We start from the raw sequence: 26,795 nt of genomic DNA, 5'->3' as shown, positions 1-26,795 counted from the left end.
GATGTTCGTTCGCGTTTGAAAAGGAAAATGTTTGTTCAGCGGACCATGTTTCCGAGGCTACGCCGGATCGAGCATCTTTCCTATCGGAAATATGGCCGATCCGGCGCTTTGCGACCCCGGCGGCTCACGCCGCACGAATGCGGCCCAGCAGGCGGTCGATATCGTCGCTCAGGCTTTCGGATCGTTGCGAAAGCGCGCGGGTGGCGTCCACCACCTGGGCGGCGGCGCTGCCGGTGCGGTTCACCGCCTCATCCACTGAAACCACCGTGTCGGCGATGCTGCGCACCGCGTCGGACGCATGGCCGATGCTGCGCGCGATCTCGTCGGTGGCGGCCGACTGCTCCTCCACCGCGGCGGCGACCATGGCGGTGATCTCGTCGATGCGGCCGATGGTGCGGCCGATGTCGTCGATGGCCGAAACCGCCCCCTGCGCCGTCGTCCGCACCGCCTGCACCTGCTGGGCGATCTCCTCCGTCGCCTTGGCGGTCTGGCCGGCGAGGCTGCGCACCTCCTCCGCCACCACGGCGAATCCGCGGCCCGCCTCCCCCGCCCGCGCCGCCTCGATGGTGGCGTTCAAGGCCAGCAGGTTGGTCTGGCCGGCAATGGCGTTGATCATGCCGACCACGTCGCCGATCTTCTGTGCGGCGGTGGCCAGCGCCACCATCAGCTCGTTGGTGCTGCGCGCCTCGTCCACCGCGCTGCGGGCGATCTGGCTGGAATCGCCGACCCGCCGGGTGATCTCGCCGATGGAGGCCGACAGCTGGGTGGCGGTGGCGGCGACGGTCTGCACGTTGGACGCGGTGTCGGCGACCGCGGCGCGCACGTCGGTCATGCGGCGGCAGGTCTGCTCGGCTGTGGCGGACATGCCTTCCGAGGCCGCGCGCATGTCGGCCGACGCGGCGGCGATGTGGCGCGAGGCCTCTTTCACGCTGGCCTCGATGCTGGCGGTGATGGTCTGGACGGTGCGCGACCGCTCGGCATCGGCCGCCTGCTTCATCGCGTCCTGCTCCTCCTGCAGGCGGGCGATCTCGGCGTTCCTGTCGCGGAAGAGGCCGACGATCCCCGCCATCTCGGCGATCTCGTCGCGTCCGCCGACCCTGGCATCGGCCGTCAGGTCGCCGGCGGCGACCGCGCGCATGGCGTCGATCACCCGCAGCAGGCGCCGGGTCAGCCGGTTGCGGACATAGAACCAGGCGATCAGCAGGCTGGACAGCACCACCACCGCCGCGGCACTTCCCTGGACGGCGACGGCCCCGGCAATCGCGGTTTCGGTCCGCGCCACGTCGGCGCCGGTGCGGTCCTGCTGATGGGCGACCACCGCCTCGATGGTGCCGTTCAGGTCCGTGGTCAGCCGCACCGTCTCGGCCAGCGCGCTTTCGATGTCGGCGGTGATGCGCGCCTGCTCGTCGCGCAGGCGGAAGACGCTGCCGGCCCCGCTGCCGAAGGCGGCCAGCCCGTCACGCGCCTTGACCAGCGCCGGCCGGTCCGGACTGTCCTTTGGCATGGCGTTGATGGCGTTGTCGACGCGCAGCAGCGCCCAATTGTACTTGGACCGGATGTTGTTCAGCGTCGCCCCGTGCGGCACGCTGGAGGCGGCGGCGATCATGCCGAAGGCAAGGTTGCCGTTGGCCTGCACGCCCATCAGCTGGGTGATGACCGGCAACTCCTCCTGGGCCAGCCGGCGGCCCAGGCTGGTGGCGGTGTCGACCGCCTGCGCCGCCGCCAGATCGCCCACCACATTGTTCACCGACAGGGTCGACACCTCCAGCAGCGGCGCCACCAGATCGGTGAAGTCCTCATGCGCCATCACCGCGTCGGCGACCAGGGCGTTGAGCTTCTCCTCCATCGCCAGCCGTTCGGCCGTGCGCTTGCCCAGCGTGTCCAGCGCCGCCCCCATGCGCTCCGCCAGACCGGCAACCGCGTCAGCTTCGGCGGACAGGCCGCCCGCATCGCCCCGCATCGCCGCGATGCGGTCGCGCAGGCCCACCAGCCGCCGGGTCAGCCCGGCCATCCGTTCCTCCAGCTCCGCCGCATCGCGCGAGGCGGCCACCGCGGGCGCATCGGCGGCGATGGCCGTGCTGTCCTTCGCCAGATTGAGCGAGCGCACGATGGCCGGCACGCTGCTGCGGCCGATCTGGTCCATCGACCGCCCGGTCTCGGTCAGCGACCACCAGGCCATCAGGCTGGCGAAGGCGGCCAGCAGCGCCACCCCGCCGAAGGCCAGGAACAGACGCCCCTGAATGCCAAGCCGTGTCCGGCCGCCCTGTCCCGGACGGCCGTCCCCTTGCACAGACACCTGCGTCATGTTCCTCTCCCATAGGTTATCTTCTTGTCGGCGGACCGGGCTTCTTGAAAATCCCGGCAATGGTACTGAATGGCGTTGTCGGTGGTGACTCGCGGCAAACCCTGAATTGCCCGCCGACCGGCGGGACGGCAGCGAAACCACGGCTTCATCTCATAGCATGCGCGTTCATTTTCGTAAAGAAACATGCTTGTGTTGCGAACAATATCCAGCGTACGGTGCCGCAGGGTCGCCGAAGCGCGGAATCGGCCGGCTTGCACCGGGTGCACGGCAGGGACGGACGGTTTTCGCTTTGACCCATTCCGCGCATCTGATCCACTGATGCCCCTCACTCAACGACCGGAGACAGCCCCCCGATGGATGCGCGCCTCGACGCCGAACGCCGCCAGCAGGAGATCGTTGCTCTGGTCCATGCCAAGGGCATGGTGCAGATCCAGTGGCTGGCCGAGCATTTCGACGTCACCCCGCAGACCATCCGCCGCGACATCGAATATCTGGCCGGCCAGTCCGCCGTGCGCCGGTTCCGCGGCGGCGTCACCGTGCCGTCCAGCGTGGAGAACATCGCCTACTCCACCCGCCAGACCCTGATGGCGGAGGAAAAGCGCCGCATCGCCGAACTGGTCGCCCGCCATGTGCCGGAGGACGCCTCTCTCTTCCTCAACATCGGCACGACGACGGAGGCGGTGGCCCAGGCCCTGCTCGGCCACAAGCGGCTGCGGGTGCTGACCAACAACCTGAACGTCGCCACCATCCTGCACAAGAACACGAACTTCGCGCTCTCCATCGCCGGCGGCCTCGTGCGCGAGCGCGACGGCGGCATCATTGGCGAGGCGACGGTGGAGTTCATCCGCCGCTACAAGGTCGACATCGGCATCATCGGCATCAGCGGCATCGACTCGGAAGGCGACCTGCTGGATTACGACGAGCAGGAGGTGCGCGTCGCCCGCGCCATCATCGAAAGCTCGCGCCGGGTTTTCCTGGTCACCGACCACACCAAGTTCGGCCGCAACGCCATGATCCGCATGGCCGATGTCAGCGTGCTCGACGCGCTCTTCACCGATCGCCTGCCGCCGTCGGAACTGATGGAGGTGCTGAACAACGCCGACTGCCAGGTGCATGTCGCCGACGGCAGCGAACCCGCCAACGGCGACGGCGAGGATGCGGAGGACTGAGGCGATCCCCCTCGTTTCGGCGAAACAGCTTCAAACGCCGCACCCCTCACCGCGACCCCGATGCCGCTTGCCGAAGCGGGGCATCGCCTCCACTCTGTGTTGTTGGGCCTGATGAAAGCGGTTGGCCCGGCAAACAGAGATGAGTAGGTGTGCGGTGATCATCGAAAGCGACCTCAAGCTCGACTTCAAGGATGTGCTGATCCGGCCGAAACGCAGCACGCTGCAGAGCCGCAACGACGTGGACGTCAACCGGACCTTCACCTTCCTGCACACCAAGCGCGACTGGACCGGCTTCCCGCTGATCGCCGCGAACATGGACGTGACCGGCAGCATGGGCATGGCCCGCGCCCTGTCGCGCTTCGGCGCCATGACCGCCCTGCACAAGCATTACAAGGCGGACGAGCTGGCCGCCTTCTTCCGGGCGGAGGCGGAATCGGCAGTCCTGTCCAACGTCTTCTATTCGATGGGCATCGCCGACGCCGACCATGACAAGTTCCGGGCGGTGAAGGCGCAGGCGCCGGTGGGGAAGATCTGTCTGGACGTCGCCAACGGCTATACCGAGCGCTTCGTCGAGGTGATCGCGCGCCTGCGCGAGGAGAACCCGGACACCGTCATCATGGCCGGCAACGTCGTCACCGGCGACATGACGGAGGCGCTGCTGCTGGCCGGCGCCGACATCGTCAAGGTCGGCATCGGGCCGGGATCGGTCTGCACCACCCGCAAGATGACCGGCGTCGGCTATCCCCAGCTGTCGGCCATCATCGAATGCGCCGACGCGGCGCACGGGCTGAAGGGGCAGGTCTGCGGAGACGGCGGCTGCACCGTGCCGGGCGACATCTCCAAGGCCTATGGCGCCGGCGCCGACTTCGTCATGCTCGGCGGCATGCTGGCCGGCCATGACGAGTGCGAGGGCGAGATCCGCTATGAGGACCGCGACGGCAACCGCGTGCCGGTCGCCATGACCTTCTACGGCATGTCGTCTGACACGGCGATGCACAAGTACTCCGGCGGCGTCGCCTCCTACCGCGCGTCGGAAGGCAAGACGGTCGAGGTCCCCTACCGCGGCCCGGTGGAGAACACGATGCAGGAGATCATGGGCGGCGTGCGCAGCATGATGACCTACATCGGCGCCACCCGGCTGAAGGAAGTGCCGAAGCGCACCACCTTCGTCCGCGTCGGCGCCCAGTTGAACACCGTGTTCGGGGGCTGATCCGCGCCGGTGCCGCATGGCAGATCCCTGCCGTGCACCTCGTCCGATTCTTGTCTCTTGGTCCCGTTCCGTTCTACTGCTTGGGTGAGCGGCGAATCGGATCTTTGCGGGAACGAGAGTGCTTATGGACGGGGTGCCCGGCAGCGGAGCGGACGTCATCCGCGCGCAGTTGCCGACCCTGCCGGACACGCCCGGCGTCTATCGGATGCTGGCGGCCGACGGGTCGGTCCTTTATGTCGGCAAGGCGAAGAACCTGAAGCGCCGGGTGGCCAGCTACACCCGGACCGACGGGCTGCCCAACCGCACCCGGCGGATGGTGGCGCTGACCCGCGCCATGGAATTCGTCACCACCCACACCGAGGCCGAGGCGCTGCTGCTGGAAGCGAACCTGATCCGCAGCCTGCTGCCGCCCTTCAACATCCTGGTGAAGGACGACCGCTCCTTCTCCTACATCGTCATCGGGAAAGGGCACGACTTCCCCCGCCTGATGCATCATCGCGGCAGCGCCGAGCGGCGCGGCACGTCGGGCAAGGGAAACCGCCGGGAGTCCGACCTGTTCGGCCCCTATGCCTCGCCGCATCTGGTCGGCATGACCATCGCCGCCCTGCAGCGCGCCTTCCTGCTGCGGACCTGCGACGACGGCGTGTTCGCCTCGCGCACCCGGCCCTGCCTGCAGCACCAGATCAAGCGCTGCTCCGCCCCCTGCGTCGGCCGCGTCGACGAGGAGGAGTACGCGGCCCAGGTCCAGGGCGTGCGCGACGTGCTGTCCGGCCGCAGTGCCGAAGTGCAGGCGGAGTTCGCCCGCCACATGACCGATTGTTCCGACCGGCTGGAGTATGAGGATGCCGCCCGCTGGCGCGACCGCATCCGCGCGCTGACCGCCCTGCAGAGCCGCCAGGACATCAATCTGGAAGATACGCTGGGCGATGCCGACGTGCTGGCCCTGCATCGCGAGGGGGCGGCGGCCTGCGTCCAGGCCTTCTTCTTCCGTGGCGGGCGCAACCAGGGCACCCGCGCCTTCTTCCCGCGCATCGACGCCGACGAGGAACCGGGCGACATCCTGTCCGCTTTCGCCGCCCAGCTCTATGCCGACACCCCGCCGCCGGCCCTGCTGCTGCTGAGCGACCCGGTCGAGTCACCGGAGCTGCTCGAGGAGGCGCTGGGCCTGTCCGCCGGCCGCCGCGTCATCGTCGAATGCCCGAAGCGCGGGCCGAAGCGCCGTGCGGTGGAGCATGCGCAGACCAATGCCCGCGACGCTCTCGGCCGTCGGCTGGCCGAGCGCTCCACCCAGGCGACCCTGCTGGAGGGGGTGGCGCGTGTCTTCGGCCTGCCCGCCGCCCCGCGCCGCATCGAGATCTACGACACCTCGCACATCCAGGGCTCCTTCCCCGTCGGCGCCATGGTGGTGGCCGGGCCGGAGGGGTTCCAACGAAACGCCTACCGCCGCTTCTACATCCGCGATCCGGAGGCTGCCGGCGACGATTACGCCATGCTGCGCGAGACCTTCACCCGCCGCTTCCACCGCAGCAGCGACGCCGGCCGCGATTCCGGACCCGATTCTGCCCAGCGGCCCGACCTTGTGCTGATCGACGGCGGGCTGGGGCAGTTGAACGCGGTGAAGGACGAACTGGCGATGCTGCAGATCACCGACATCCCGCTGGTCGCCATCGCCAAGGGGCCGGACCGCAATGCCGGACGCGAGCGCTTCTTCCGACCCGGCCAGCCGCCGCTGACGCTGGCGCCCAACGATCCGGTGCTGCATTTCCTGCAAAGGCTGCGCGACGAGGCCCACCGCACCGCCATCGACAGCCATCGCGCCCGGCGCATGAAGGCAATGTCCCACAGCCGGATCGACGGCATTCCCGGCATCGGCCCGGCGCGCAAGAAGGCGCTGCTCCACCATTTCGGCAGCGCCACCGCCGTCGCCTCCGCCGGGCTGAAGGATCTGGAAGCCGCCCCGGGCATCAGCGAGGCCATCGCGCGAAAACTCTACGAACATTTCCACGGTTAAGTGGCGGCGCCGGAACAACCTCCATCCTTGCTTGAGGTAAATCCAAAAGCCCCGCACCCTGGCGCTGATTTTGTTTTCAAAAACATTACATTGCATCGCCGGGATACCGGGAAAGCATCAAGCCGCCTTTTTATAAAAAATAAACTATGCTGTGCTTGGATAATCTTCCGGCGAGCGCCCGGATTCCCGGTGCGCGTGCGTCCACCCTTTCCTATTTCCACTCCCCACCCAGATCTCATTCCCAGATCTCATTTGAGGTGCAGGACATGCTGGCCGACTGGCAAATCCAAACGAAGACAGCGGCGGCCGCCGCGGTGGTCGGGCTCTTTTCCGTGGTCACCGCCGCCGCCGGATTCTATGCGCTGGACCGCACGGAACGGGCCATCGGCGATCTGGTCCGCACCCAGAAGGAACAGCTCAGCGCCTTCGACATGCGCATCGACATCATCGCGCTGAGCCGGATGGAATATGAGCTGGGCAACGATCCCGCCCAGGCCGACAAATTCACAGCGCAGGCAGACAAGCGCATCGGCGAGATGAAGGAACGGCTGGCCGCGATGGCCTCCCCCACCGACAGCGAGCGGACGGCGAAGGTCGATGCGATCCGCTCCGGCTTCGGTCTCTATGAGACGAAGGTCCGCGCCATGCTCGACACCGCCAAGGCGGCGGCGGCCAAGGGCGGCGACGAGGGGCGGCAGATGGTGATCGGCGGGCTGAAGGCCAGCCGCGACGGCCAGATGGCGCTGACCGATGCGGTCAAGGCCTACAACGTCGACGTCTCCAAACGCACCGACGCCGCGGTGCAGGAGGCGACGAAGCTGGCGGAGACGATGAAGATCACGCTGGCGGTCGCCGCGGCGCTGGCGCTCGGCGCCGGGCTTCTGGTCTCCATCCTGATCTCCCGCGCCGGTCTGGTCCTGCCGCTCCGCGCCCTGATGCAGGAGGTCCGGCGGATGACCGGCGGCGCGCTCGACAAGACGGTCGAGGGCATCGGCCGCAAGGACGAGATCGGCGAACTGGCCCGCTCGGTGGAAGGCTTCCGCCTGGAGCTGGTCAAGGGCCGCGAGGTCCAGGCGGAGGTCGACCGCCAGCGCGAACAGGCGCTTGCCCTGGCCAACCGGCGCGAGGGGCTGCTGCGCGCCTTCGACAGCGCCATTTCCGGCATCCTGCGCGGTGTCGCCGCCGCTGCCACGGAACTGGAAAGCACCGCCCGCAGCATGAGCGGCATCTCGCAGAAGTCGATGCAGCAGGCCACCAGCTCCGCCGCCGCGTCGGAGCAGACCTCCTCCAACGTCCAGGCGGTCGCCGCCGCGACGGAGGAGATGAACGCCTCCATCGCCGAGATCGCCCGCCAGGTGAACCAGAGCACCGACGTGGCCGGCGCCGCCATGCGGGAGGCCGAACAGACCAACGCCGTGGTCGGCGACCTTGCCCAGACCGCCCAGCGCATCGGCGAGGTGGTGTCGCTGATCAGCGACATCGCCGCCCAGACCAACCTTCTGGCCCTGAACGCCACCATCGAGGCCGCGCGGGCTGGCGAGGCGGGCAAGGGCTTCGCCGTCGTCGCCAGCGAGGTGAAGAGCCTCGCCAGCCAGACCGCCCGCGCCACCGACGAAATCTCCGCCCAGATCCAGGCGATGCAGACGGTGACCGGCACGGCGGTGAAGGCGATCCAGGGCATCGGCATCACCATCGCCCGCATGAACGAGATCGCCACCGCCATCTCCAGCGCCATCACCGAACAGAACGCGACGACCGAGGAGATCAGCCGCGCCATCCAACAGGCCTCCCACGCCACCGCCAGCGTGTCGGCCAGCCTGTCGGAACTGACGGAGGTCGCAGCCCAGACGGAAAACGCCGGCGGTCAGGTCCTGTCGGCCGCCCGTGAGCTGTCGCAGCAGTCCGAAGCGATGCACCGCGAGGTGGAAGGCTTCCTGTCGCAGATCCGCGTCGGCTGACCCGGCCGGGGGAAGGCGGCGCCCGTTACGGCACCGTCTTCCCCGTGAACGGGTTCCAGCCCAGCGCTGCCAGCGCCGCCCAGGCGGTGGCGCCCAGATGGGGGCGGCGGTAATAGAGGAAGTCGTCGGTCTTGCTGTCCGGCCCGATGGCGAGCCCGGTGGACAGCACCTGCGGCCGGGTGGCGTAGAGATAGCCGCCCGGACTGATCTCCTTCAGCAGTTCGCCGAACAGCCGGTCGGCATCGGCGCGGCGGCCGACGACGCGGTAGGCGAGTGCCGCCTGCGCCGTGCCCTCCACCCACATGCCGTCGCGATCGTCGTTGAAATCGAAGCCGCCGTCGGCGCCATGCGCCCGCTCGGCATAGGACAGCGCGGACCGCCAGGACTCCGGCGCCTTCGGCAGCATCAGCGGCCAGAGCTGGGCGTCGAGGCCGGAAGTGGAGGTGCTGATCGTCACCCCGTCCGGCGCGGTGCCGATGGGGAAATGGTCGCCGCCGGTCGCCCACAGCCTGTCGAGGAAGGCGCGCGCCTCGCGCTCCGGCCCGGCGAAGTCGCCGGAAAGCCAGCCGAACAGGGCGACCAGATCGGTGTTGTGCTCCGTCGATTTCCAGGTCAGCGGCTGCGGCGCGTCGTCGAAGCCTTGCAGGCCGCCGTTGAAGCCGCCGGGACCGCGCGGATCGCGGGTATGCTCGACCACCCAGCGCGCCAGATCCGCCGCACCGTCGCGGAAGCGCTTTTCGCCGGTCGATTCCGCCAGCGTCAGCAGGGCCAGCCCGGCCCAGGCGACGTTGCCGGTGGCGGTGCCGACCTGATAGGGGTCCTCGCCCCAATGGTTGCCGACGGCATCCCACCAGCCGTTGGGCGGGATCGGCCGCTGTTTCTGCGCGCCGGCCCGGTAGGTGTTGCGCAGCCGCCCCTTCCAGCCGGCGCGATCGAGCGACACGGCATCCAGCAGCGCCTCGCCGATGCGCAGGGCCCGGTCCTGCCGGCCGCAGGCGGTCAGCGCCATGATCGCCAGCGCGTTGTCGTAGGTGAAGGCGGCATTGGACAGCGCCGGCTCCGAGGTCGGGCCGGGGGCATAGGCGTTGTCGTAGCTGCGCAGGAACAGCGGTCCGCGTCCCGACACCTCGTCCACGCGGGAGGACAGCGTGGCACAGGTCTTCTGTGCCAGTTCCTTTGCCGGTGCGGGCGGCGCGGCGGAGGCCGGAGCGGTCATGACGGCGGACATCCCGAAAACGACCGCCGCCAGCAGGGTGCCGCGAAACCTTGCGGCCCGCCGCGGGGGCACTCGCTTGACGCAGACACGCTTTGACATCGACACCGCCGGCCAGTTCAAGGAAGCCCCAGATATGGCTCCTTTGCCGGCCGGCGGCAACCGAACGGGAGTGTGTAAGCCCTCTCCCGCCCTTACAGCGGCGCCAGCCCGGCCATGATGTGCTGCTTGCGGTCGGCGTAGACGCTGCCCAGTTCGGCGGCGCGGGAGTCGTCCAGGACGTCCTTGGCTTCCTCGAACAGCTCTTCCTCCTCCTCGTCCAGGTGGTGGCGGACCAGTTCGCCCAGGACCTGCAGCTTTTCCTTCCAGCCGCTGTCGCTGGTCTTCATCGCGTTCAGCTCGTCCAGCAGGCCGTTGATCAGGTGATGTTCGTTCAGCCCCTCGATGGTTTCCGACTTCGCCTCCTTGGCCTTCTTCAGCGAGGCGTAGAACACGCCCTCCTCGACCTTGGAGTGGGCCCACAGCTCGCGCTGCAGTTCCTCGAACACGGCGCGGCCGCTGCCGTTGGCCTTCTCGGTCTGATCGAGAAGGCTGCGGATGGTGTCGTGGTCGGTCTTGATGCGGGCGAAGATGTCGGCCTGGGTACCGGTGGTCTTGCTGGCCATCGTCGGGGTCCTTGGCAATTGTCGGGGGCGGCCGCCGGAGGGCGGCCGCGAAAAGCTTGCCAATAGAACCCCGCCGCGGCCCGACTGTTCCCGGGACCGGTCCCGCCCGCTCGGCCCTGCGGCCCTTTCAGCCCTGCGGATGCGTTTCCACGAACTCCCTCAGGGTGTGCATCAGCTCCACCGCATGATCCACATGCCCGTGGGCACAGGCCTCCGCGATGTCGTCGGCAATGATATGGGCGATGCGGTCGGGGCCGCCGGGGCAGTGGGCAAGGCAATGGCCCAGTTCCACCGCCACCATTTCCGGCAGATGCTCGTGTTCGGCGATCGCGTCGACCTCGGCTTCGGTGAGATCGCTCAGCGCGATGCAGTCCTTGATCGTCAACATGGCGCGTTCCTCCCAGGAACGGCCGGGCCTCCCTGCGGGCAGGGGCGGATCGGTTCGGCTGGAACGCCCGCCTTGAAACGGCCATCGCCGCAGGGCATCCCCGCCCGTATGGGCGGCGGGGATGCCGCACGGCCGAAGACCGGCAAAGATCAGTGAGCCATCAGAACCGGCAGCCCGGCGTGGTTCAGCACGTAGCGCGTGACACCGCCCAGGATCATTTCCCGCATCCGGCTGTGGCCATATCCGCCCATCACAAGCAGGTCGGCGCCCAGCTCCACGGCTTTCTTGGTGACCGTCTCCCCAACGGGTTCCGATCCCGGATGCAATATAGTTAACTCAGGGTTAACACCTTGCCAAGCGAGATAATCGGTGATGCGGCGTCCTGTCGCGGCCTCCGTCACCGAGGTCTCGGCGGTCAGCACGACGGCGCGCTCGGCACTGCGCAGGAAGGGCAGCGCCGCGGCGACGGCGCGGGTCGCCTCCGGCTTGCCGTTCCAGGCGACGGCGACGGTGCGGCCGATCTCCGCCGGCAGGTCCTTCGGCACCAGCAGCACCGGCCGGGCAGAGCCGAGCAGCGCCGTTTCCATGGTGGTGTAGCCCTGGGTATCCGCCTCGATGGAGGTGTGGGCGCAGACGATCAGGTCGGACAGGCGGCCTTCCGCCGGCACCACATCCTCCACCCGGCCGACGACTTCGCGCCAGGCGGCGGACGGCGCCTCGACCCCGCCGGGGACGTCGCGCAGCTCGATTCCCGCTTCGGCGATCACCGTGTCGAAGTGGCGGCGGGCGGCGGCGCGGTGGTTGTTCGATTCCGTCTCCGCCGCGCGCATGATCTCGTCCACCATGGCGCCGGACATGCCCTCGCCCAGCATCGGCACGGCATCGCGCGGGTCAAGGCGGACGAACAGGGCGACCAGATGCGCGTCGAAATCCTTCGCAACCGCGACCGCACCCTTCAGGGCCACCGGATCGTTGTCACTGCCGCACAGCGGCACAAGGATGGTCTTGTAGGTCATGGACTCCTCCCGGACCGGTTCGAGCGGCCCTTCCCGGACGGCTGCGGTCCGCCCGCCGGTGCGGCGGGGCATTCACCGTGCCGTCGTTCGCCCCATCATCATACCGGTATCGCCAGAGCGGTCCACGGCCCGGGGCGGAACCGTCGACCTGCGACATTCGTCCCATAACATGTTGTTCGCCCTGGATTAGGCCAAGCTTGCGCGGGCGTCGTCCAGCACATCCGCTGCAACCCTGCCAGCATCCAGGCGCGTCCAATCGATTGTACCCAAATCATAGCGTTCCTGCCGCTCCGCCACGTCGGCTGTGGCGTCGGACGCGTCGTTGCGACGATTGGCCACACGCTCCACCCGTGCCGACAGCGGCGCGTCCAGCCAGATCCCGTCGAATCGGACGCCGGCCTCCGCGGCTATCGAGGCGAGGCGGCGGCGCTCCTCCGGCCGGGCGCTGACCGCGTCGACCACCACCGCCTGTCCGGCCGACAGCACGGCGGCGGCCTGCCGGTACAGCTCGGCATAGACCCGCTCCGTCACGGCGGGGGCATAGCCGTCGTCCGGCAGCCGATCGGTGTCGGCCACGCCGCACAGCCGCTTGCGCAGGACGTCCGTGCGCAGCACCACCGCGCCGGGCGCCGGTCCCAGACCGGGGGCGAGCCCTTCGGCAAGGCGCGTCTTGCCGGTGCCGGACAGGCCGCCGACCGCGACCAGCCGCGCCGGCACCGGGGAGAGCGCCACCAGCGCATGGTCCAGATAGCGCCGCGCCTCCTCCGCCAGACCGGACGCGCTTCCTCCCAGCCGCAACGCCGCGGCCAGCACCTTGGCCCGCACGGCGGCGCGGACCGACAGGAACAGCGGCAGCGCCGCCAGCCCACCGTAATCCCCCGTCTCCTCCAGATAGCGGTTCAGCACCACGGCGCCGAGCGGCCGCAAGTCCCGGTGATCTAGGTCCATCAGCAGGAAGGCGAGGTCGTAGAAGACGTCGGCGACCGCCAGCGCCTCGTCGAACTCGATGGCGTCGAACAGGGTCGGCTCGCCGTCCAGCAGGACGATGTTGCGCAGATGCAGGTCGCCATGCCCGTGCCGGACGAAGCCGGTCCGCCGCCGCTCCTCCAGCAGCGGCGCCAGCCGGTCGAGCGCCGCGGCGGTGCGCTCCGCCAGCCGTGCCACCGGGGTATCGGGGAACAGGTCCGGGGCCGCACGCAGATCCTCCAGATTGCCGTCGGCGACCGCCCGCATCGCCTCCGCGCCGCCGCCATCGGTCCTGGGAGCGGCTTCGCCATGGAAGGCGGCGATCCGTTCGGCCAGCCGGCGCATCAGGCCGGGGGTCAGCCGGTGCCGCTCCGCCATGCGGTCGAACAGCGCGTCGTCCGGGAAGCGCGCCATAGACACCAGCCAGTCGATGGCCTCCCCCGCGCTTTCGCCGGCATCCAGGAACAGCCGCCCGTCGGTGCCCCGGCGCAGCGCCATCACCTCCAGGTAAAGAGCTGGCGCAGTGCGCCGGTTGATCGCCAGTTCCGCCAGACAGGCGGCGTGGCGCTTCTCCACCGTCGAATAGTCCAGATAGGGATAGCGCACCGCCCGCTTCAGCTTCAGCGCGCGGTCGCCGGCCAGGAAGACCAGGGCGGCGTGGGTGTCGATCCGCTCCACCGCCTGCCCGCCATGGGTGCGCGGATCGCCCAGGAAGGCGATGGCCTCCTCCTGCTGGCCCTCCTGCTGCGTGGGAGCCTTCGGCGTGTCCGGCCGCCGATCGACGGGATGCGCGGTCATGACGCGATGGTAACAGAGCAGGGTCCCGCCCCGCTCCTGCTTTCGTGGTTGAAACCCCGATGCCAATCACGACATCCTAGGGGTAGCACAGATACGCCATGCGACGAACGCCACGCCCCTTCGTTATAGTGGCCGGACCGCATGGCCCGGACGCCTGTGGAGAATTTCTGGTCGAGCCGACGCGTCACCGGAGGGTGCCCGTGAACCGCCTGTTCAGCCGCCTGACGCACAGCATCCCCGCCGCGGCGCGGGCCGGCTTCCTCGCCGGTGCGCTGGCCTGCGCCCTCGCGGGACCGGCCGGAGCGGAGACGATCGATGCCGACGGGCGTTTCGGCAACTGGGCGCTGGGCGGCCTCGCCTACAGCCTGCAGCCGCCGGCGGACAGCAGCCTCACCGTCCTGAACAGCAAGATGCGGCTCGGCGGTTCGCTGATCCCGCAGATCGAACCCTTTGCCAGTGTGCAGCCCTGGATCGGTCCCGGCACCGGAAGCAGCCTGACCCCGCGCGGCGCCGTGACCGGACTGACCGGCGGGTTGCCCGGCACCGCCACGGGAGGCGCCGGCCTCTCCGGCGGGCTGGCCGGCATCATGGGCGGCGTGCTGATCGACGTTCCGCTCGGCTCCTTCGTCTTCACCCCCAGTGTCGGCGCCGGCACCCTGCCCACCGTGCGGCGGGAGGGCGCCCCCACCACCGAATTCCGCTCGCAGCTGGAACTCGGATACCAGTTCGACAACAACTCTCGCTTCAGCCTGGGCTACAGCCGCATCGTCAACGATGCCGCCGCAGGCGATCCGGCGGCCGGCACCAACAACGTCTTCGGCTTTTATTACCGCTTGCCTTTCGGCGGCCCCTGAACCGGTCCGCGCGACAGGACATCGTGTCGCGGCGTCTGACGGCGGGAAAACGCGCGCGTCGGTAGCGTCTTAACCGCATTTTAAACATGGTTGGCTCAAGTGGACGCGGACCGAACGCTCCCCGGGGAACCCACCATGGCCACCAAGCGCAAGACCGCCGCCTCCGCCGCTCCCGCAACCGCTCCCGCCGCCACGGCTGCTGCCGCGCCCGTGTTCGAGGCCCCGGTGGAAAGCTGGGCCGACACCATCCTGCGGACGAACTTCGCGTCGGTGGAGCAGGACAGCATCGTCCTGCTGCAGGCGGCCGGCAGCCTTCTGGAATCGGATTCGCCGGACAAGGTGAGCATCGCGCTGGACCAGAACCTGAAGCTGTGGATCGCGATCAAGACCGTCCTCTTGAACGACGACTGCCCGGTCGAGCCGGAGGTGAAGGCCAACCTGCGCAATCTGGCGCAGTTCGTCGTCTCCACCACCATGCTGGCGACCCAGGGCGCCATCGAAACCCGCAAGCTGGTCTCGCTGGCCCGCCTGAACATGAACATCGCCGAGGGGCTGCTGAGCGGCCAGCGCAACCGGATGATCCAGGAACGCGCCTACCAGATCTGGGAAGAGGAAGGCCGTCCGGAAGGCCGCGAGCAGGAGCACTGGCTGCGTGCCGAGGCCGAGGTCTCCGGCCTGTTCAAAGTTTAATCGCATCAATCGCTTATAGAAGCGGCCGGACGGGTTTTCGCAACGCCGCCATACCCCCTCGACATGACCGCCCGCGTCGCGACACCGTGACGCGGGCGGTTTCGCTTGGTAGGCTCGGGGCACCGTGACAGTCCCGCCGCAATCCCTCACCAAGCCGCACGAGCGCATCGACAACACCCCGCTCGGCATCGGGTCGATGCTGGCGTCGGTGTTGTTCTTCTCGCTGATGAATGTCCTGGCGAAGCTCCTGATGGACCGCTTCCCGGTGACCGAGGTGATGTTCTTCCGCAGCCTGTTCGCGCTGATCCCGGTCTGCCTGTCGATCCATCTGGGCAAGGGCTTCGCGGCGACCCTGTATACCCGCCATCCCTGGGGCCATATGGGGCGGTCGCTGATCGGGCTGACCACCATGGTCGCGATGTTCTGGTCGTTCCACCTGCTGCCGTTGGGCGACGCCATCGCGCTGAACTTCGCCGCCCCACTGTTCCTCACCGCGCTGTCGGTGCCGCTGCTGAGCGAGAAGGTCGGCATCCACCGCTGGACCGCGGTGCTGGTCGGCTTCGCCGGCGTGCTGATCATCGTGCGGCCGAGCGGCGACGTGCTGAATCTGGGCGCCATCATCGCGCTGGCCGGGGCGCTGACCAACGCGCTTGCGATGATCGCCATCCGCCAGCTGAGCCGGACGGAGCCGCCGGACACCATCGTCTTCTACTTCACCCTGCTGACCACCGTCCTGCTGGGGCTGACCCTGCCCTTCTCCTGGGTCACGCCGGACCCGATGGACTGGCTGTTGCTGGTGGCGACCGGCCTGCTGGGCGGCTGCGGGCAGCTGATGCTGACGCGGGCCTATTCGCTGGCGCCGGCCGCGGTGGTGGCGCCGCTGAACTACACCTCGCTTCTGCTGGCGGTCGGCTTCGGCTGGCTGATGTGGGGGGAGGTGCCGACCGGCACCATGGTGATCGGTGCCGCGGTGGTGATGGCCAGCGGCCTGTACATCCTGCATCGCGAGACCCGGCGCCGCGTCACCCCGTCCAAGCCGCTTCCGCCCGGCGACGGCGACTGAGGGTCCAACCACCTGTTCCGGCTCCAGATTTTCGCGCCATAGTTTCGCCACTGCGCAATGATGGGCTGTACCATCGCGCCGGTGGGCAAAATCCATCGGCGGCGCCTATATGATTGGGACGCGCAGCAGTATTCGGTCGGCGGCGGCGGACCGGCTGCATTCCGGCGCGGAGGGGGCGGCATGAAGCAGAACGAGCGACGCGGCGACTCCAGACCCGGGCCGAACCGGCCTGTCATCAGCGATCGGGGCGGCGACCGGTTGGACGACGACGTGAGGGAGCCGGGCTTCCGGCTGGCCCAGGCGCGCGCGGCGCTCTTATGGGAAAGGCTGGGACCGGCGCTGTGGGCGCCGCTGTCCGTGCTGGGCGCCTTCCTGGCGCTGGCCCTGCTGAATCTGCTGATCCTGCTGCCGGGCTGGCTGCATGCGCTGGCCCTGCTGGCGCTCGCCGCGGCTTTCCTGCTGTCGCTGGTCGTCGGCGTCCGGCGCTTCCGCGCCCCGGCGGCGGATGAGGCGCGGCGGCGGCTGGAACGCGACAGCGGCCTGAGCCACCGTCCGCTGCATGCCCTGCGCGACCGCCCGGCCGGCAACGACCCGATGGCCCAGGCCCTGTGGCGCCTGCACCAGGAGCGCGCCCGCGCCGCCATGCGCGGCCTGCGCGTCGCCTGGCCGGGGACGGAGGTGCCGTCGCACGACCGCTACGCCTTACGGGCGTTGGTGATCCTGACGCTGGTGGTGGCCGGCGCCGTCGCCTGGGGCGACTGGCGCCCGCGGGTGGCCGCCGCCCTGACCCCGCGGCTGGACGGCGGCACCGCCACCGCCGCGGCGACACTCGATCTCTGGATCAACCCGCCCGAATATACCGGCCTGCCGCCGGTCTTCCTGAAGTCCGGCTCCACCGCCACCCCTGGCCCGACACCGGCCGCCGCCGCTCAGGGCACCGCCACTCAGGGCGCGGGCCAACCTTCGGCCGACCAGCCGGTCCAGGTCCCGCAGGGCAGCCTCGTGCTGGCCCGCGTCACCGGCGGCAACGGCACGCCCAGCCTGGAGGCCGGCGACCGGAGCGGCACCTTCGAAGCGGTGGATTCCGCCAATTTCCAGGTGCAGAGCCCGGTGACCGGCGGCACCCGCATCTCCGTCACCCAGGGCGGGCGCACGCTCGGCTCCTGGCCGATCCAGGTGGTGCCGGACCGCGCGCCCATCGTCGCCCATGCCAACCCGCCCTCGGCCGCGGAACGCGGCGCCCTGAAGCTGGACTATGCCGCCCGCGACGATTACGGCCTGACCGAGGTGAAGGCGCAGATCCGCCTCGCCCCCGCCGTTCCGCCGGCGACCGCCACCGCGAAGGATGTGCCCGCGCAGGATGGGGCCGCGAAGAAGGCCGAGGACGCGAAGGCGGACAATGCCGAAATGCTGGAGCTTGCGCTGTCGCTGCCCGGCGTCCGCCCGAAGGAGGCGCACAGCACCGCCTTCCAGGACCTGACCGCCCATCCCTGGGCCGGCATGCCGGTGACCGTTCGCCTGACCGCCACCGACGGCGCCGGCCAGACCGGCCGGTCGGAGGACGCGGCCATCACCCTGCCGGAACGGACCTTCAACCACCCGGTCGCCCGCGCCATCGTGAATCAGCGCAAGATCCTGACCCGCAATCCCCAGGGCTCGCGGGTGCAGGTCGCCCGCGCGCTGGCGGAGATCTCCGCCCGGCCCGGCACCTATGGCGACGACATCGTCGCCTTCCTGGCGATGCGCACCGCCATCGCCCGGCTGATGCTGGACGAGAGCGCCGAGGCCATCCCCCCGCTGCAGCAGCTGATGTGGGAAACCGCGCTGCGCATCGAGGACGGCGGCCTGTCGCTGGCCGAGAAGGACCTGCGCGACGCCGAGAAGCGGCTGTCCGAGGCGCTGGACAGGAACGCCTCCGACGAGGAGCTGAACCGCCTGATGGACGAGTTGCAGGCAGCGCTCGACAAGTTCCTGGACGCCATGGAACAGCGGATGATGGAGGCGCTGCAGCGCGGCGAGCAGCTTCCCATGGTCCCGCCGGAAATGGCCGACCAGATGACCGACCGCAACGACCTGCAGCAGATGCTCGACCGGATGCGCGAGATGGCGCAGACGGGATCGCGCGACGCCGCGCGCCAGATGCTGTCCCAGCTGCAGCAGATGCTGGAGAACATGCGCTCTGGCGCCATGGCCCAGATGAACCAGCAGAACGGCCAGCAGCAGAACCAGACCTGGGAGATGATGCAGCAGCTGCAGAAGCTGGCCCAGCAGCAGCAGCAGCTTCTGGACCAGAGCTTCCGCCAGTCGCAGGAATCGATGGATCAGCAGGGGCAGCAGGGCGAGCAGCCGCGCAACCGGCAGCCCAGCCAGCGCCGCAACCAGAACGGCCAGCAGCAGAACGGCCAGCAGAATCCCGGCAGCCCGACCCTGCAGAAGCAGGCCGAACAGCAGGAGGCGCTGCGCCGCCAATTGGGCGAGCTGATGCGCCGCATGGGCGAGCAGCAGGGCGGCGAGATCCCCCAGCCGCTGGGCCGCGCCGAACGCGCGATGCGCGACGCCGCCCAGGCCCTGCAGCAGGGCGCCCCCGGCGCCGCCGTGCCATCGCAGACCGAGGCGATGGAGCAGCTGCAGCAGGGGATGCAGGGCATGGCCGAGCAGATGGCCCAGCAGATGATGATGGGCCAGGGTCCGGCGATGATGGGGCAGCAGGGTCAGATGCCCGGCCAGAACGGCCGCGGCCGCGACCCGCTGGGCCGCCGTCCGTCGGGTTACGGCATGCAGGATTCCAACGACGTGAAGATCCCGGAACAGTCGGAACTCCAGCGCGCCCGCGAAATCCTGGACGAACTCCGCCGCCGCTCCGGGCAATACGGCCGCCCACAGGAGGAACGCAACTACATCGACCGCCTGCTGAAGCAGTTCTGAGATGATGTGGTGGACGGCCCTTCCACCACATCATCTCACCCGCGTCCGGAACCGGAACGCCGCCAAGCCGGTGCAAGACGCGGTTCGGACCTATGCTCGGCGGGGAGATGCATCAGCCGTAATGGCGAAGATATCGGCGTCGACCCCGGTACCGTCGGGATGCAGCCGGTCACGTCCCGGGTTGTCGTAGACGACGATCAGCCTCCGCTCCGATTTGCCGGTGCCGCTCGGCAGCCATGCGATTCCTTCGGCATGGTCGAAGCCGGTGCCGAAGGGCACGTCCAGCACGCGGGTCAGGCGGTCGCGCGGAATCACCGTGGGGGCGTCCGCGTCCAGGCAACCGGACCAGCGCCAGACATGGGCCGGCCCGTCCAGATCCATCGTAGGTCCGGCAAGGATGAGCAGATCGTCGCCGTCGAAGACCAGTTCGCGAATGCCCAGCCCGTCCAGATCGATGAAGCGCTTGCGATAAGCCGGGGCCTTGCCGTCCGGTGTCCGGAGCTTCAGCCGGCCGGAGCCGCTTCCGGCAAGGCGCAGGTCCAGGATGCAGGCCCAGCCGCGCAGCACCGGTCCACGCAGGCCGAGGAACACGCGGTCTCCGCGCACTGCAATGCCTTCGATGTCCAGCCCGTTCTCCTTGGCCGGTATGTGAACGAAACGCCCGATATGCTCGTCGTCCTTCAGCGCCTTCGCCAAGGCGTTGCGCTTGCGGCCCATCTTCACACAGGCAGCCTGGCGGTCTTCATGCCGGCACACCGGATCGAACACGCCATCGCCGATGGCGGCGAGCGGGATGCGGCCGAGCAGGCAGCGATTCGCCTCGCGCTTCACCTCGGTCAGCCGCTTCAGGCAGTCGTCGCCGCTGTGTTCCTGCGGTTTGGGCTTGCGGCGGGCGAGGCTGTGCGAACCGACCACCCACAGCCAGCCGTCATCGACCGCCAGCCCTTCGATGTCCGCTTCACCTTCGGAACCGGCGGGCAGATCGAAGAAGTCGGTCAGGGCGAAGGATCGGTGGTCGGCGTAATGCCCGTCGGGGCCGGCGATCAGCCTTTCGACCCGCGCGCCCTCGTCGGAGCCGACGAACAGGCAGCGCCCGATTGCCACCGCAACCGAGATGTTGTTGCGGACAGGCTTGTCCAACGCCGGGTCGACCGCGTCATGCGGATGGAAGGTGAGGGGCAGGCGGGCGTCCGGCGTGGCGGCTGTATGGATCATGGTGGTACAACGCGCGACGCGCCGGAATGGACCGGGCAACCTGTCGGCTCGCACTGCCGCGCGATAGCGCCTCCCCTCATGGGCTCCGCCCTTCCCCTCCCGGGTGAACCAGAGTTGGCGGACCATCCGGAAAAACGGGACCCAGTTCACCCCATCCGTGCCCGATGCCATCCCCGGGAGGCGTTCGACACCCCCGACCGGCGCGGGGCGTGGTCAGTGCCCGCGCGCCTCGTCCAGCCAGTCCTCGCAGCGCAGGCCGGACACACGGCTGAACTCACCGAGATTCCCGGTCACCACGGCGAGGCCGCGGCTGCGGGCGTGGGCGGCGATCATCAGATCGTACGGCCCGATCACACGGCCCTGGCGCTCCAACTCGGCCCGGATGTCGCCGAAGTGCCCGGCGGCCTCGCCGTCGAAGGGCAGCACGTCGAGACGGGCGGTCAACCGCTCGACCTCGTGGCGCTTCTCGGCCGGACGGTCGGATTTGGCGGCACCGTGCAGCAGCTCGGCCAGCGTCACCGCCGAGATGCACAAGCCGCCCGCTTCCGCATTGAACCGGGCGCGGGCACTCGGCGGGCGGTCGCGCAGGACGCGGATGCAGACGTTGGTATCCAGCATATAGCGCAGCATCACCACGCCTCGCGCTCTTGCGGAGCGGGCTGGTCACGGTCGGGAAAGGCGATGCCGGGGGAGTCGAAGAAATCGTCCCAGACGCTGTCGGCCGGAACGATGATCCGGCGCGGTCCTTCGCGCAGGATGACGACCTCGCGGACATGCGCGGGGAACGACACATCCTTCGGAAGCCGAACGGCTTGGCTGCGGTTGGACTGAAACAAGGTCGTGCGGACCGTCATGGATCATCCCTCCCGTACGTATATCCTTAATGTATATCCCGCGTTGCGGGGCGTCAATGCCCGGAGCGTTCCCGGGGTGCACAACAGCACCTCCAGCACGACCAGAGCGGTGTAGGCATCGGCGTCGGGCCGCCTGGCGATGCGCAGCGCCTTTGTCTCGGTGATGCGGCCGGTCAGACCGACGCGGTCCATGGCGGTCCGGCGCAGTCGGCCGACCTCGTCGCCGGTCAGGTTGCGCGGCAGGCGCTTGGGCAGGCGGATGCGTGCGTCCAGCCGGTGGAAGGGGCTGATCGAAATCACCTCGTCCAGTTCCAGCCAGCGGACCATCACATTCCGGCAGACGATGCAGGGCTTGCCGATGGTCTCCTTCAGGCGGCGGGCTCGAACGGTTCGCACGCCGGGGCATGACTGCCGATCCGCCCTCACCGGAACGTGATTCCCTTATTAAGAGAAGCATGTTGTTTTATTATCGTATTTGTCGATTTTATCCGATTGACTCTCGACGTGAGATATGTGACCCAGGATGTATGACTCTCATCAAGAGCGCCTGTCAGGTCATTTGCAGCCAAGCCAATGCTTTCCTGGGAAACATTGAGCGGCGCCCTGATCCGTGGGTGGTGTTGACCAGTCTGGTGAACCATGACGGCTCGATGAACGAGGCGGCGCGCGACAGCGTGGTGATGACCGTCTACAACATCACCCGCGAGAGCTTTGCCAGCAGTTATCAGCCGGCCTCCCCCATGCAGCCGGGCGCGCCGGCATCGGGGCTCGCGGTGGTCAACCCGCCGCTCTACATCGACCTGCACATCATGTTCATGGCGAACTTCACGGAAAAGACCTACGTGGAGGGCTTGTCAGCGCTGTCGCAGGTGATTTCCTGCTTTCAGATGACGCCCTACCTGACCGCGCAGAACACGCCCGGCCTGCCGCCCCAGATCACCAAGCTGTCGATGGAGCTTGAGAACCTGTCGATCACGGACGTGAACTACGTCATGGGTGTGCTGGGCACCAAATATCTGCCGAGCGTGTTCTACAAGGTGCGGATGCTGCCCTTCGCGTCCCAGGCGATGGTGGCGCGCACCTATCCCGTCACGGCCCCGGAGGCCGGCCAGACGCCGGAGGCTTCGTGAGAGGCCGTCCGCTCTCCGGCAGCGCCGGGGCGCCGCAGCCGGCCTCCCCATCGCGTTCCACCTCCAAAGCGGCCCCGCCGGGCACCGCGGTCCTGTTCACGGTCCAGATCCGGCACAGCTTCTACAACCTTCAAGACAAGCGCTGCCCGGATTTCACCGTGGTGCCGACGTCCGACTGCGCCGCACTGGCCAACCGGCTCGGCATCTTCATCCAGGTTGCGGCCGACGGCTTTCGTGTCTGCGCCCCGCAATCCCGCATTCCGGCGATCACCGACGCGATCCGGCGCGGGGCGGCGGATGGGAAGGGCTGCTGGACCCGCCTGACCTATAGCCTGCTTCTGCGCAACCCGGCCTTCTACGGCTTCACCGCACTTCCGCTGGAGACCAGCCCGACCAGCCAGGGTCTCTACGCCAGCAACCTGCAGACGACGACCGTGCGCGGCGACCTGCTGTTCGGCGGGCGCAACGGCCTGGGCGCCGGGGCGCTGGTTCCGGTCACCGGCGCGACACTGTCGTTTCAGGCCCCGGCCGGCACGACCGTCACCGCGTCCGACATCGCCGGCCAGCCGGTGCGTTCCGTCACGGTGGCGGCCGGCCAGCCACCGGAGTTGAGCCTGTTGGGCCTTCCCTGCGATGTCTACACCCTCACGGCCAATCCGGCCGACGCCTATGCCGGCCCCTCGCGCGTCCTCTACACACCCGCCCGCCCGCTGTCGGCCGGCCTGATGGATCTGCTGCTGGCGCAACCTGAGGACGGAGCCGGCAACCCGGCGGCCTTCCCCTTCGGCCGATTGCCGGATGCCGCCGGCACAGATGCCGCCGTCAAGGATGGAGCCAAGCCCGCCGTCCAGCCCGTCACCATCACCCTGTCCTTCGAAGCGCGCCGGACGGTCTGGAAATATTACGTCGTGGCGCTCAGCCCCAACGGCCGACGCGCCGGCGACCTGTCGATCAGCGGCGAGGGGGCGACCTTCAAACAGGCCTCGACCCCCGTCACCCTGCCCAACGGCGAGACCGCGACCCTGTTTCAGTCCACCGGCACGCTGGAGTTGCGCCAAGGATCGCCCTTCCGCTTCGCGCTCAGCGGGCAGAGCCAGGGCTCCGACGGCAGCCGCGACCGCATTTCCATCAACCCGCTTCCGGTCGCGCCGGACCATCCGGTTTGGCCGGCGTCCACCGGCAACGGCCTGTCCGGCACCTCGGAAATCTTCGTCTATGTCTAGGCACCGCCCCGCCCCACAGCCCATCAACGACCCAATCCGGCGAAGGATCGTCCCATGAGCACAACCGTCACCAACTTTTCGAGTGGTTCCTATCTGAATCGCAAGACGCCGGGCGTCTACGTCACGGAGATCGCGGCCTTCGGGACCTCGATCGTCGGCGTCCCGACGGCGGTTCCCGTGTTCATCGGCTACACCGAATTCGCCGGCGACCCGAACACCGGCGCCGCGCTCTACAACACGCCGGTGCAGATCTCCTCGCTGGCCGACTACACGCAGTATTTCGGCGGGGCGGCCCCGGCGCCCTACACGGTGGAGCCGACCCCCAACCCGACCCAGTCGGGCAGCGGCAGCGGGAGCGGCGGCAGCGGCGGGCAGGCGGCGGCCATCCCGTCTTCCTTCTACGCCTATTCCATCGGCAGCGACCTTCAGATCCCCTCGACCATGACGGGCTACACCCTGGCCCCGGCTTCGCTGGCCGCGGCGGCAGCCGGTGGCGAGTCGCAGCCGAACCAGTTCAACCTCTATTGGAGCATGCTGGCCTTCTTCAACAACGGCGGCAGCAACTGCTACGTCGTGTCGGTCGGCAGCTATTGGAGCCAGGAATATCCGGTGACGCCGCCGTCCGACCCGGTGCCGTCCAGCTGGATTGCGAACACCATCAGCGCCAACGATCTGATCAAAGGCTTGAACGCCGCCGGCTTCGTCATCGGCCCGACGATGACCGTCATCCCCGAAGCCTGCCAGCTCGCCACCGTCACCGATTCCGCCTGGACCGACACCGGCGGCAATTACGCCGCGGTCGTGCAGGGCATGCTGAGCCAGTCGGGACAGCTGCAGGACCGCGTCGCCATCATCGACCTGCCCGGCTGCCTGGGCGCGTCGACCATCGACGCCCTGACGACCAGCCAGCAGTATCTGTCGATCGCCATCGCTCCGCAGGTCGCCTATGTCAGTTATGGCGCCGCCTATGCACCCGCGCTGATCTCGACCATCATCGGCACCAGCGACATCCTCTACACGAACCTGCAAAGCTCCGACAATTCGGTCATCAACAACATTCTCTCCTCGCAAGCCTACATGCTGTATCAGACCAGCGCCGCGCTGGGCAGCATCCAGGCCGCCATCGCCCAGGCCTATCCGCTGTCGTCGGACGTCACCGGGAACACCGCCCAATACTGCAACGACCCGAGCGCCTACGACGCCACGCTGAACGACGGCACGACCAAGGGCTGGACCGGCAGCGCCCAGCAGCAGGCCAACCTGGACAACTACCTGCTGGCCGCCCTGCCGATCTTCGCGCAGATCCAGCAGTTGATCGCCAACAGCATGAACGTGCTGCCGCCCAGCGGCTATCTGGCCGGCATCTGGGCGAAGAGCGACACGCTGAACGGCGTGTGGAACGCTCCCGCGAACATCGCGCTGGCCGGGGTGACCTCGCCGCTCTACGCGATGAACGACAGCCAGCAGGCCAGCTTCAACATGCCGACCAACGGCCAGTCGATCTGCATCATCCGGTCCCAGCCCAGCCGGGGCAACGTGGTGTGGGGCGCGCGCACGCTGGACGGCAACAGCAACGACTACCGCTACATCCAGGTGCGGCGGACGCTGATCTATGTCGAGCAGTCGATCAAGCAGGCGCTCCAGACCTATGTTTTCGCCGCCAACGACGCGACCACATGGTCGGCGGTGACCGCGTCGATCTCCAGCTTCCTGACCGGGCTGTGGCAGCAGGGTGGCCTGATGGGCTCCAAATCCAGCGACGCCTTCACCGTGCAGTGCGGCTTGGGATCGACCATGACGTCCCAGAACATTCTGGACGGCTACATGATCGTCGCGGTGACCCTGCAGATGATCCATCCGGCCGAATTCATCGAGCTGACCTTCACCCAGACCATGGGCAGCTGATCCCCCTCGTGTGGTGAGCCGCGAAAACGGGCCGTCCGGCCCAACCCGACATTCAGGACAAGGAAAGTGACATGAGCGGAGAAACACAGAACTCGACATGGCCGTTGCCGAAGTTCTACTTCCAGGTCACCGGCATTCCCGGAAATCCGGTGTTCCAGGAAGTCACCGGTCTGGAGACCGAAGCGCAGGTCATCGAATACCGCGCCGGCAACAGCAAGATCTTCTCGCCCATCAAGATGCCCGGCTTGCAGAAGGTCGGCAACGTCACGATGAAGAAGGGGATTTTCGTCAACGACGATGCCCTGTGGACCTGGTTCAACACGATCGCAATGAACACGATCGCCCGCTCGACGATCGTGGTCAGCCTGCTCGACCAGACCGGGGCACCGCAATATTCCTGGACGCTCAACAACGCCTTTCCGGTCAAGCTGACCGGGACGGAGCTGAAGTCCGATGGAAACGAGGTCGCGGTGGAGAGTATCGAGATCGCGTTCGAAACGATGTCGATCTCGGTCGGGTAACGGTCCGCGATGTCCCCGCCCGCCGCCACGTCCACTGCCACGTCCACCGCCACCCAGTATCCGCCGCCCGCTTTCGCCTTCTCTGTCGCCGTCCTGTCCGGCGGCTCCGAGACGACGGACGTGGATGCGGCCTTCATGGAAGTGTCGGGCATCGATCCCAAGGTCGAGATCGAGGAGGTGATCGAGGGCGGTCTCAACAGCTACGCCCACCAGTTGCCCGGAGTGACCAAGCATTCCAACCTGGTGCTGAAGCGCGGCTATGTGACCCAGCCCTCGTCCCTGTCGCAATGGGCGTCCCAAACGGTGGGCAGTTCGCTGGGCAGCCCGATCCAGACGGCGACGATCAACGTCTACCTGCTGGACGCCACCGGCCAGCCGCAGGTGACCTGGACCTTCACCAACGCGTGGCCGGTGAAATGGCAGACCGGAACGCTCGACGCCTCCGCGTCGAGCGTCCTGACCCAGACGCTGGAAATCGCCTACGCCACGGTCACCGAAACGGTGCGCCAAAGCACGAGCTGAACGGATGAGGAGCGGTTGCGGGATGGCGTTGGAAATCAGCGAGATCGCGGTTCGGTTGGCAGTGGGAACCCCTGGGGCCGCGCCCGGGGGGAGGCGCAGCAGGCGGGAGCGGCCGGGCGGGCGCCGGGTCCTGCGGAGCCGACGCAACGGACGGCCAACCGGCCGCGATGGCACCGCAGCAGTACGAGGATCTG

Annotated in this window: 23 protein-coding genes; 13 read left to right on the top strand and 10 right to left on the bottom strand. The window is 68.3% G+C overall.

Annotated features, from left to right (window positions below; genetic code table 11):
* Positions 1–124: 124 nt before the first annotated feature.
* The gene (locus tag AB8P05_RS29705) at positions 125–2,305 is read right to left on the bottom strand and encodes a methyl-accepting chemotaxis protein (RefSeq protein WP_472761984.1); all 2,181 of its coding nucleotides are present in this window, start codon (positions 2,303–2,305) and stop codon (positions 125–127) included.
* A 353-nt stretch (positions 2,306–2,658) separates the two neighbouring features.
* Between AB8P05_RS29705 and AB8P05_RS29700 the strand changes: the two genes are divergently transcribed.
* The 4 genes from AB8P05_RS29700 to AB8P05_RS29685 all read left to right on the top strand — a co-directional run bounded on the left by AB8P05_RS29700 (position 2,659) and on the right by AB8P05_RS29685 (position 8,653).
* Positions 2,659–3,474, top strand: coding sequence for a DeoR family transcriptional regulator (locus tag AB8P05_RS29700; protein WP_472761983.1), 816 nt, complete (start codon positions 2,659–2,661; stop codon positions 3,472–3,474).
* 154 nt (positions 3,475–3,628) lie between these two features.
* The gene (locus AB8P05_RS29695; RefSeq protein ID WP_455175772.1) at positions 3,629–4,684 is read left to right on the top strand and encodes a GMP reductase; all 1,056 of its coding nucleotides are present in this window, start codon (positions 3,629–3,631) and stop codon (positions 4,682–4,684) included.
* Positions 4,685–4,808: 124 nt separating this feature from the next.
* Positions 4,809–6,695 carry an excinuclease ABC subunit UvrC gene (gene uvrC / locus AB8P05_RS29690; protein ID WP_472761982.1) on the top strand — a complete coding sequence of 629 codons (1,887 nt, stop codon included), beginning with the start codon at positions 4,809–4,811 and terminating at the stop codon, positions 6,693–6,695.
* 266 nt (positions 6,696–6,961) lie between these two features.
* Positions 6,962–8,653 (top strand): methyl-accepting chemotaxis protein, encoded by a 1,692-nt coding sequence (locus AB8P05_RS29685; protein WP_472761981.1) that lies wholly within the window; start codon positions 6,962–6,964, stop codon positions 8,651–8,653.
* A 25-nt stretch (positions 8,654–8,678) separates the two neighbouring features.
* Here AB8P05_RS29685 and AB8P05_RS29680 read toward each other — a convergent pair whose 3' ends face one another.
* The 5 genes from AB8P05_RS29680 to AB8P05_RS29660 form a co-directional block, all read right to left on the bottom strand.
* Entirely contained in the window at positions 8,679–9,968 is a 1,290-nt protein-coding gene (locus AB8P05_RS29680) for a hypothetical protein (RefSeq protein ID WP_472761980.1), read from the bottom strand.
* A gap of 92 nt (positions 9,969–10,060) precedes the next feature.
* A complete protein-coding gene (locus tag AB8P05_RS29675) occupies positions 10,061–10,531 on the bottom strand; it encodes a hemerythrin domain-containing protein (protein WP_455175776.1) in 471 nt (156 codons plus the stop codon).
* A gap of 127 nt (positions 10,532–10,658) precedes the next feature.
* On the bottom strand, positions 10,659–10,919 hold the full coding sequence (locus AB8P05_RS29670; RefSeq protein WP_472761979.1) for a hypothetical protein: 261 nt from the start codon (positions 10,917–10,919) through the stop codon (positions 10,659–10,661).
* A gap of 149 nt (positions 10,920–11,068) precedes the next feature.
* Positions 11,069–11,935: a universal stress protein gene (locus tag AB8P05_RS29665; protein WP_472761978.1), complete on the bottom strand. Its 867-nt coding sequence runs from the start codon at positions 11,933–11,935 to the stop codon at positions 11,069–11,071.
* Positions 11,936–12,121: 186 nt separating this feature from the next.
* Positions 12,122–13,699 (bottom strand): bifunctional aminoglycoside phosphotransferase/ATP-binding protein, encoded by a 1,578-nt coding sequence (locus AB8P05_RS29660; protein WP_472761977.1) that lies wholly within the window; start codon positions 13,697–13,699, stop codon positions 12,122–12,124.
* Between the two features lie 200 nt (positions 13,700–13,899).
* On the opposite strand from AB8P05_RS29660, the gene AB8P05_RS29655 reads away from it, so the two are divergent.
* The 4 genes from AB8P05_RS29655 to AB8P05_RS29640 all read left to right on the top strand — a co-directional run bounded on the left by AB8P05_RS29655 (position 13,900) and on the right by AB8P05_RS29640 (position 19,231).
* Positions 13,900–14,553, top strand: a complete 654-nt coding sequence (locus AB8P05_RS29655) for a hypothetical protein (RefSeq protein WP_472761976.1) — start codon at positions 13,900–13,902, stop codon at positions 14,551–14,553.
* 135 nt (positions 14,554–14,688) lie between these two features.
* Positions 14,689–15,243 carry a DUF2934 domain-containing protein gene (locus AB8P05_RS29650; RefSeq protein WP_455175781.1) on the top strand — a complete coding sequence of 185 codons (555 nt, stop codon included), beginning with the start codon at positions 14,689–14,691 and terminating at the stop codon, positions 15,241–15,243.
* 124 nt (positions 15,244–15,367) lie between these two features.
* Entirely contained in the window at positions 15,368–16,306 is a 939-nt protein-coding gene (locus AB8P05_RS29645; protein WP_472761975.1) for a DMT family transporter, read from the top strand.
* Positions 16,307–16,486: 180 nt separating this feature from the next.
* Positions 16,487–19,231 carry a TIGR02302 family protein gene (locus tag AB8P05_RS29640; protein ID WP_472761974.1) on the top strand — a complete coding sequence of 915 codons (2,745 nt, stop codon included), beginning with the start codon at positions 16,487–16,489 and terminating at the stop codon, positions 19,229–19,231.
* A 90-nt stretch (positions 19,232–19,321) separates the two neighbouring features.
* Here AB8P05_RS29640 and AB8P05_RS29635 read toward each other — a convergent pair whose 3' ends face one another.
* The 4 genes from AB8P05_RS29635 to AB8P05_RS29620 form a co-directional block, all read right to left on the bottom strand.
* Positions 19,322–20,446 carry a DUF3616 domain-containing protein gene (locus AB8P05_RS29635; RefSeq protein ID WP_472761973.1) on the bottom strand — a complete coding sequence of 375 codons (1,125 nt, stop codon included), beginning with the start codon at positions 20,444–20,446 and terminating at the stop codon, positions 19,322–19,324.
* A gap of 213 nt (positions 20,447–20,659) precedes the next feature.
* A complete protein-coding gene (gene vapC, locus AB8P05_RS29630) occupies positions 20,660–21,076 on the bottom strand; it encodes a type II toxin-antitoxin system tRNA(fMet)-specific endonuclease VapC (protein WP_472761972.1) in 417 nt (138 codons plus the stop codon).
* On the bottom strand, positions 21,076–21,300 hold the full coding sequence (vapB, locus tag AB8P05_RS29625; protein WP_472761971.1) for a type II toxin-antitoxin system VapB family antitoxin: 225 nt from the start codon (positions 21,298–21,300) through the stop codon (positions 21,076–21,078). The genes vapC and vapB overlap by 1 nt, the downstream gene beginning before the upstream one ends.
* Before the next feature lie 3 nt (positions 21,301–21,303).
* Positions 21,304–21,696, bottom strand: coding sequence for a hypothetical protein (locus AB8P05_RS29620; protein WP_472761970.1), 393 nt, complete (start codon positions 21,694–21,696; stop codon positions 21,304–21,306).
* A 218-nt stretch (positions 21,697–21,914) separates the two neighbouring features.
* Here AB8P05_RS29620 and AB8P05_RS29615 point away from each other — a divergent pair, with 218 nt between their 5' ends.
* From AB8P05_RS29615 to AB8P05_RS29595, 5 genes are all read left to right on the top strand, one after another.
* A complete protein-coding gene (locus tag AB8P05_RS29615) occupies positions 21,915–22,430 on the top strand; it encodes a Pvc16 family protein (protein WP_472761969.1) in 516 nt (171 codons plus the stop codon).
* Entirely contained in the window at positions 22,427–23,653 is a 1,227-nt protein-coding gene (locus AB8P05_RS29610) for a hypothetical protein (RefSeq protein ID WP_472761968.1), read from the top strand. Before AB8P05_RS29615 ends, AB8P05_RS29610 begins: the two co-directional genes overlap by 4 nt.
* Before the next feature lie 54 nt (positions 23,654–23,707).
* A complete protein-coding gene (locus AB8P05_RS29605; RefSeq protein ID WP_472761967.1) occupies positions 23,708–25,558 on the top strand; it encodes a phage tail sheath family protein in 1,851 nt (616 codons plus the stop codon).
* 71 nt (positions 25,559–25,629) lie between these two features.
* A complete protein-coding gene (locus AB8P05_RS29600; RefSeq protein ID WP_455176298.1) occupies positions 25,630–26,079 on the top strand; it encodes a phage tail protein in 450 nt (149 codons plus the stop codon).
* Between the two features lie 9 nt (positions 26,080–26,088).
* On the top strand, positions 26,089–26,601 hold the full coding sequence (locus AB8P05_RS29595) for a phage tail protein (RefSeq protein ID WP_472761966.1): 513 nt from the start codon (positions 26,089–26,091) through the stop codon (positions 26,599–26,601).
* Positions 26,602–26,795 lie beyond the last annotated feature (194 nt).

Source organism: Azospirillum sp. VT-I1 (genome assembly GCF_055698305.1).
Note: the sequence above shows the minus strand (reverse complement) of the source record. Positions and strands in the feature narration are given on the sequence as shown.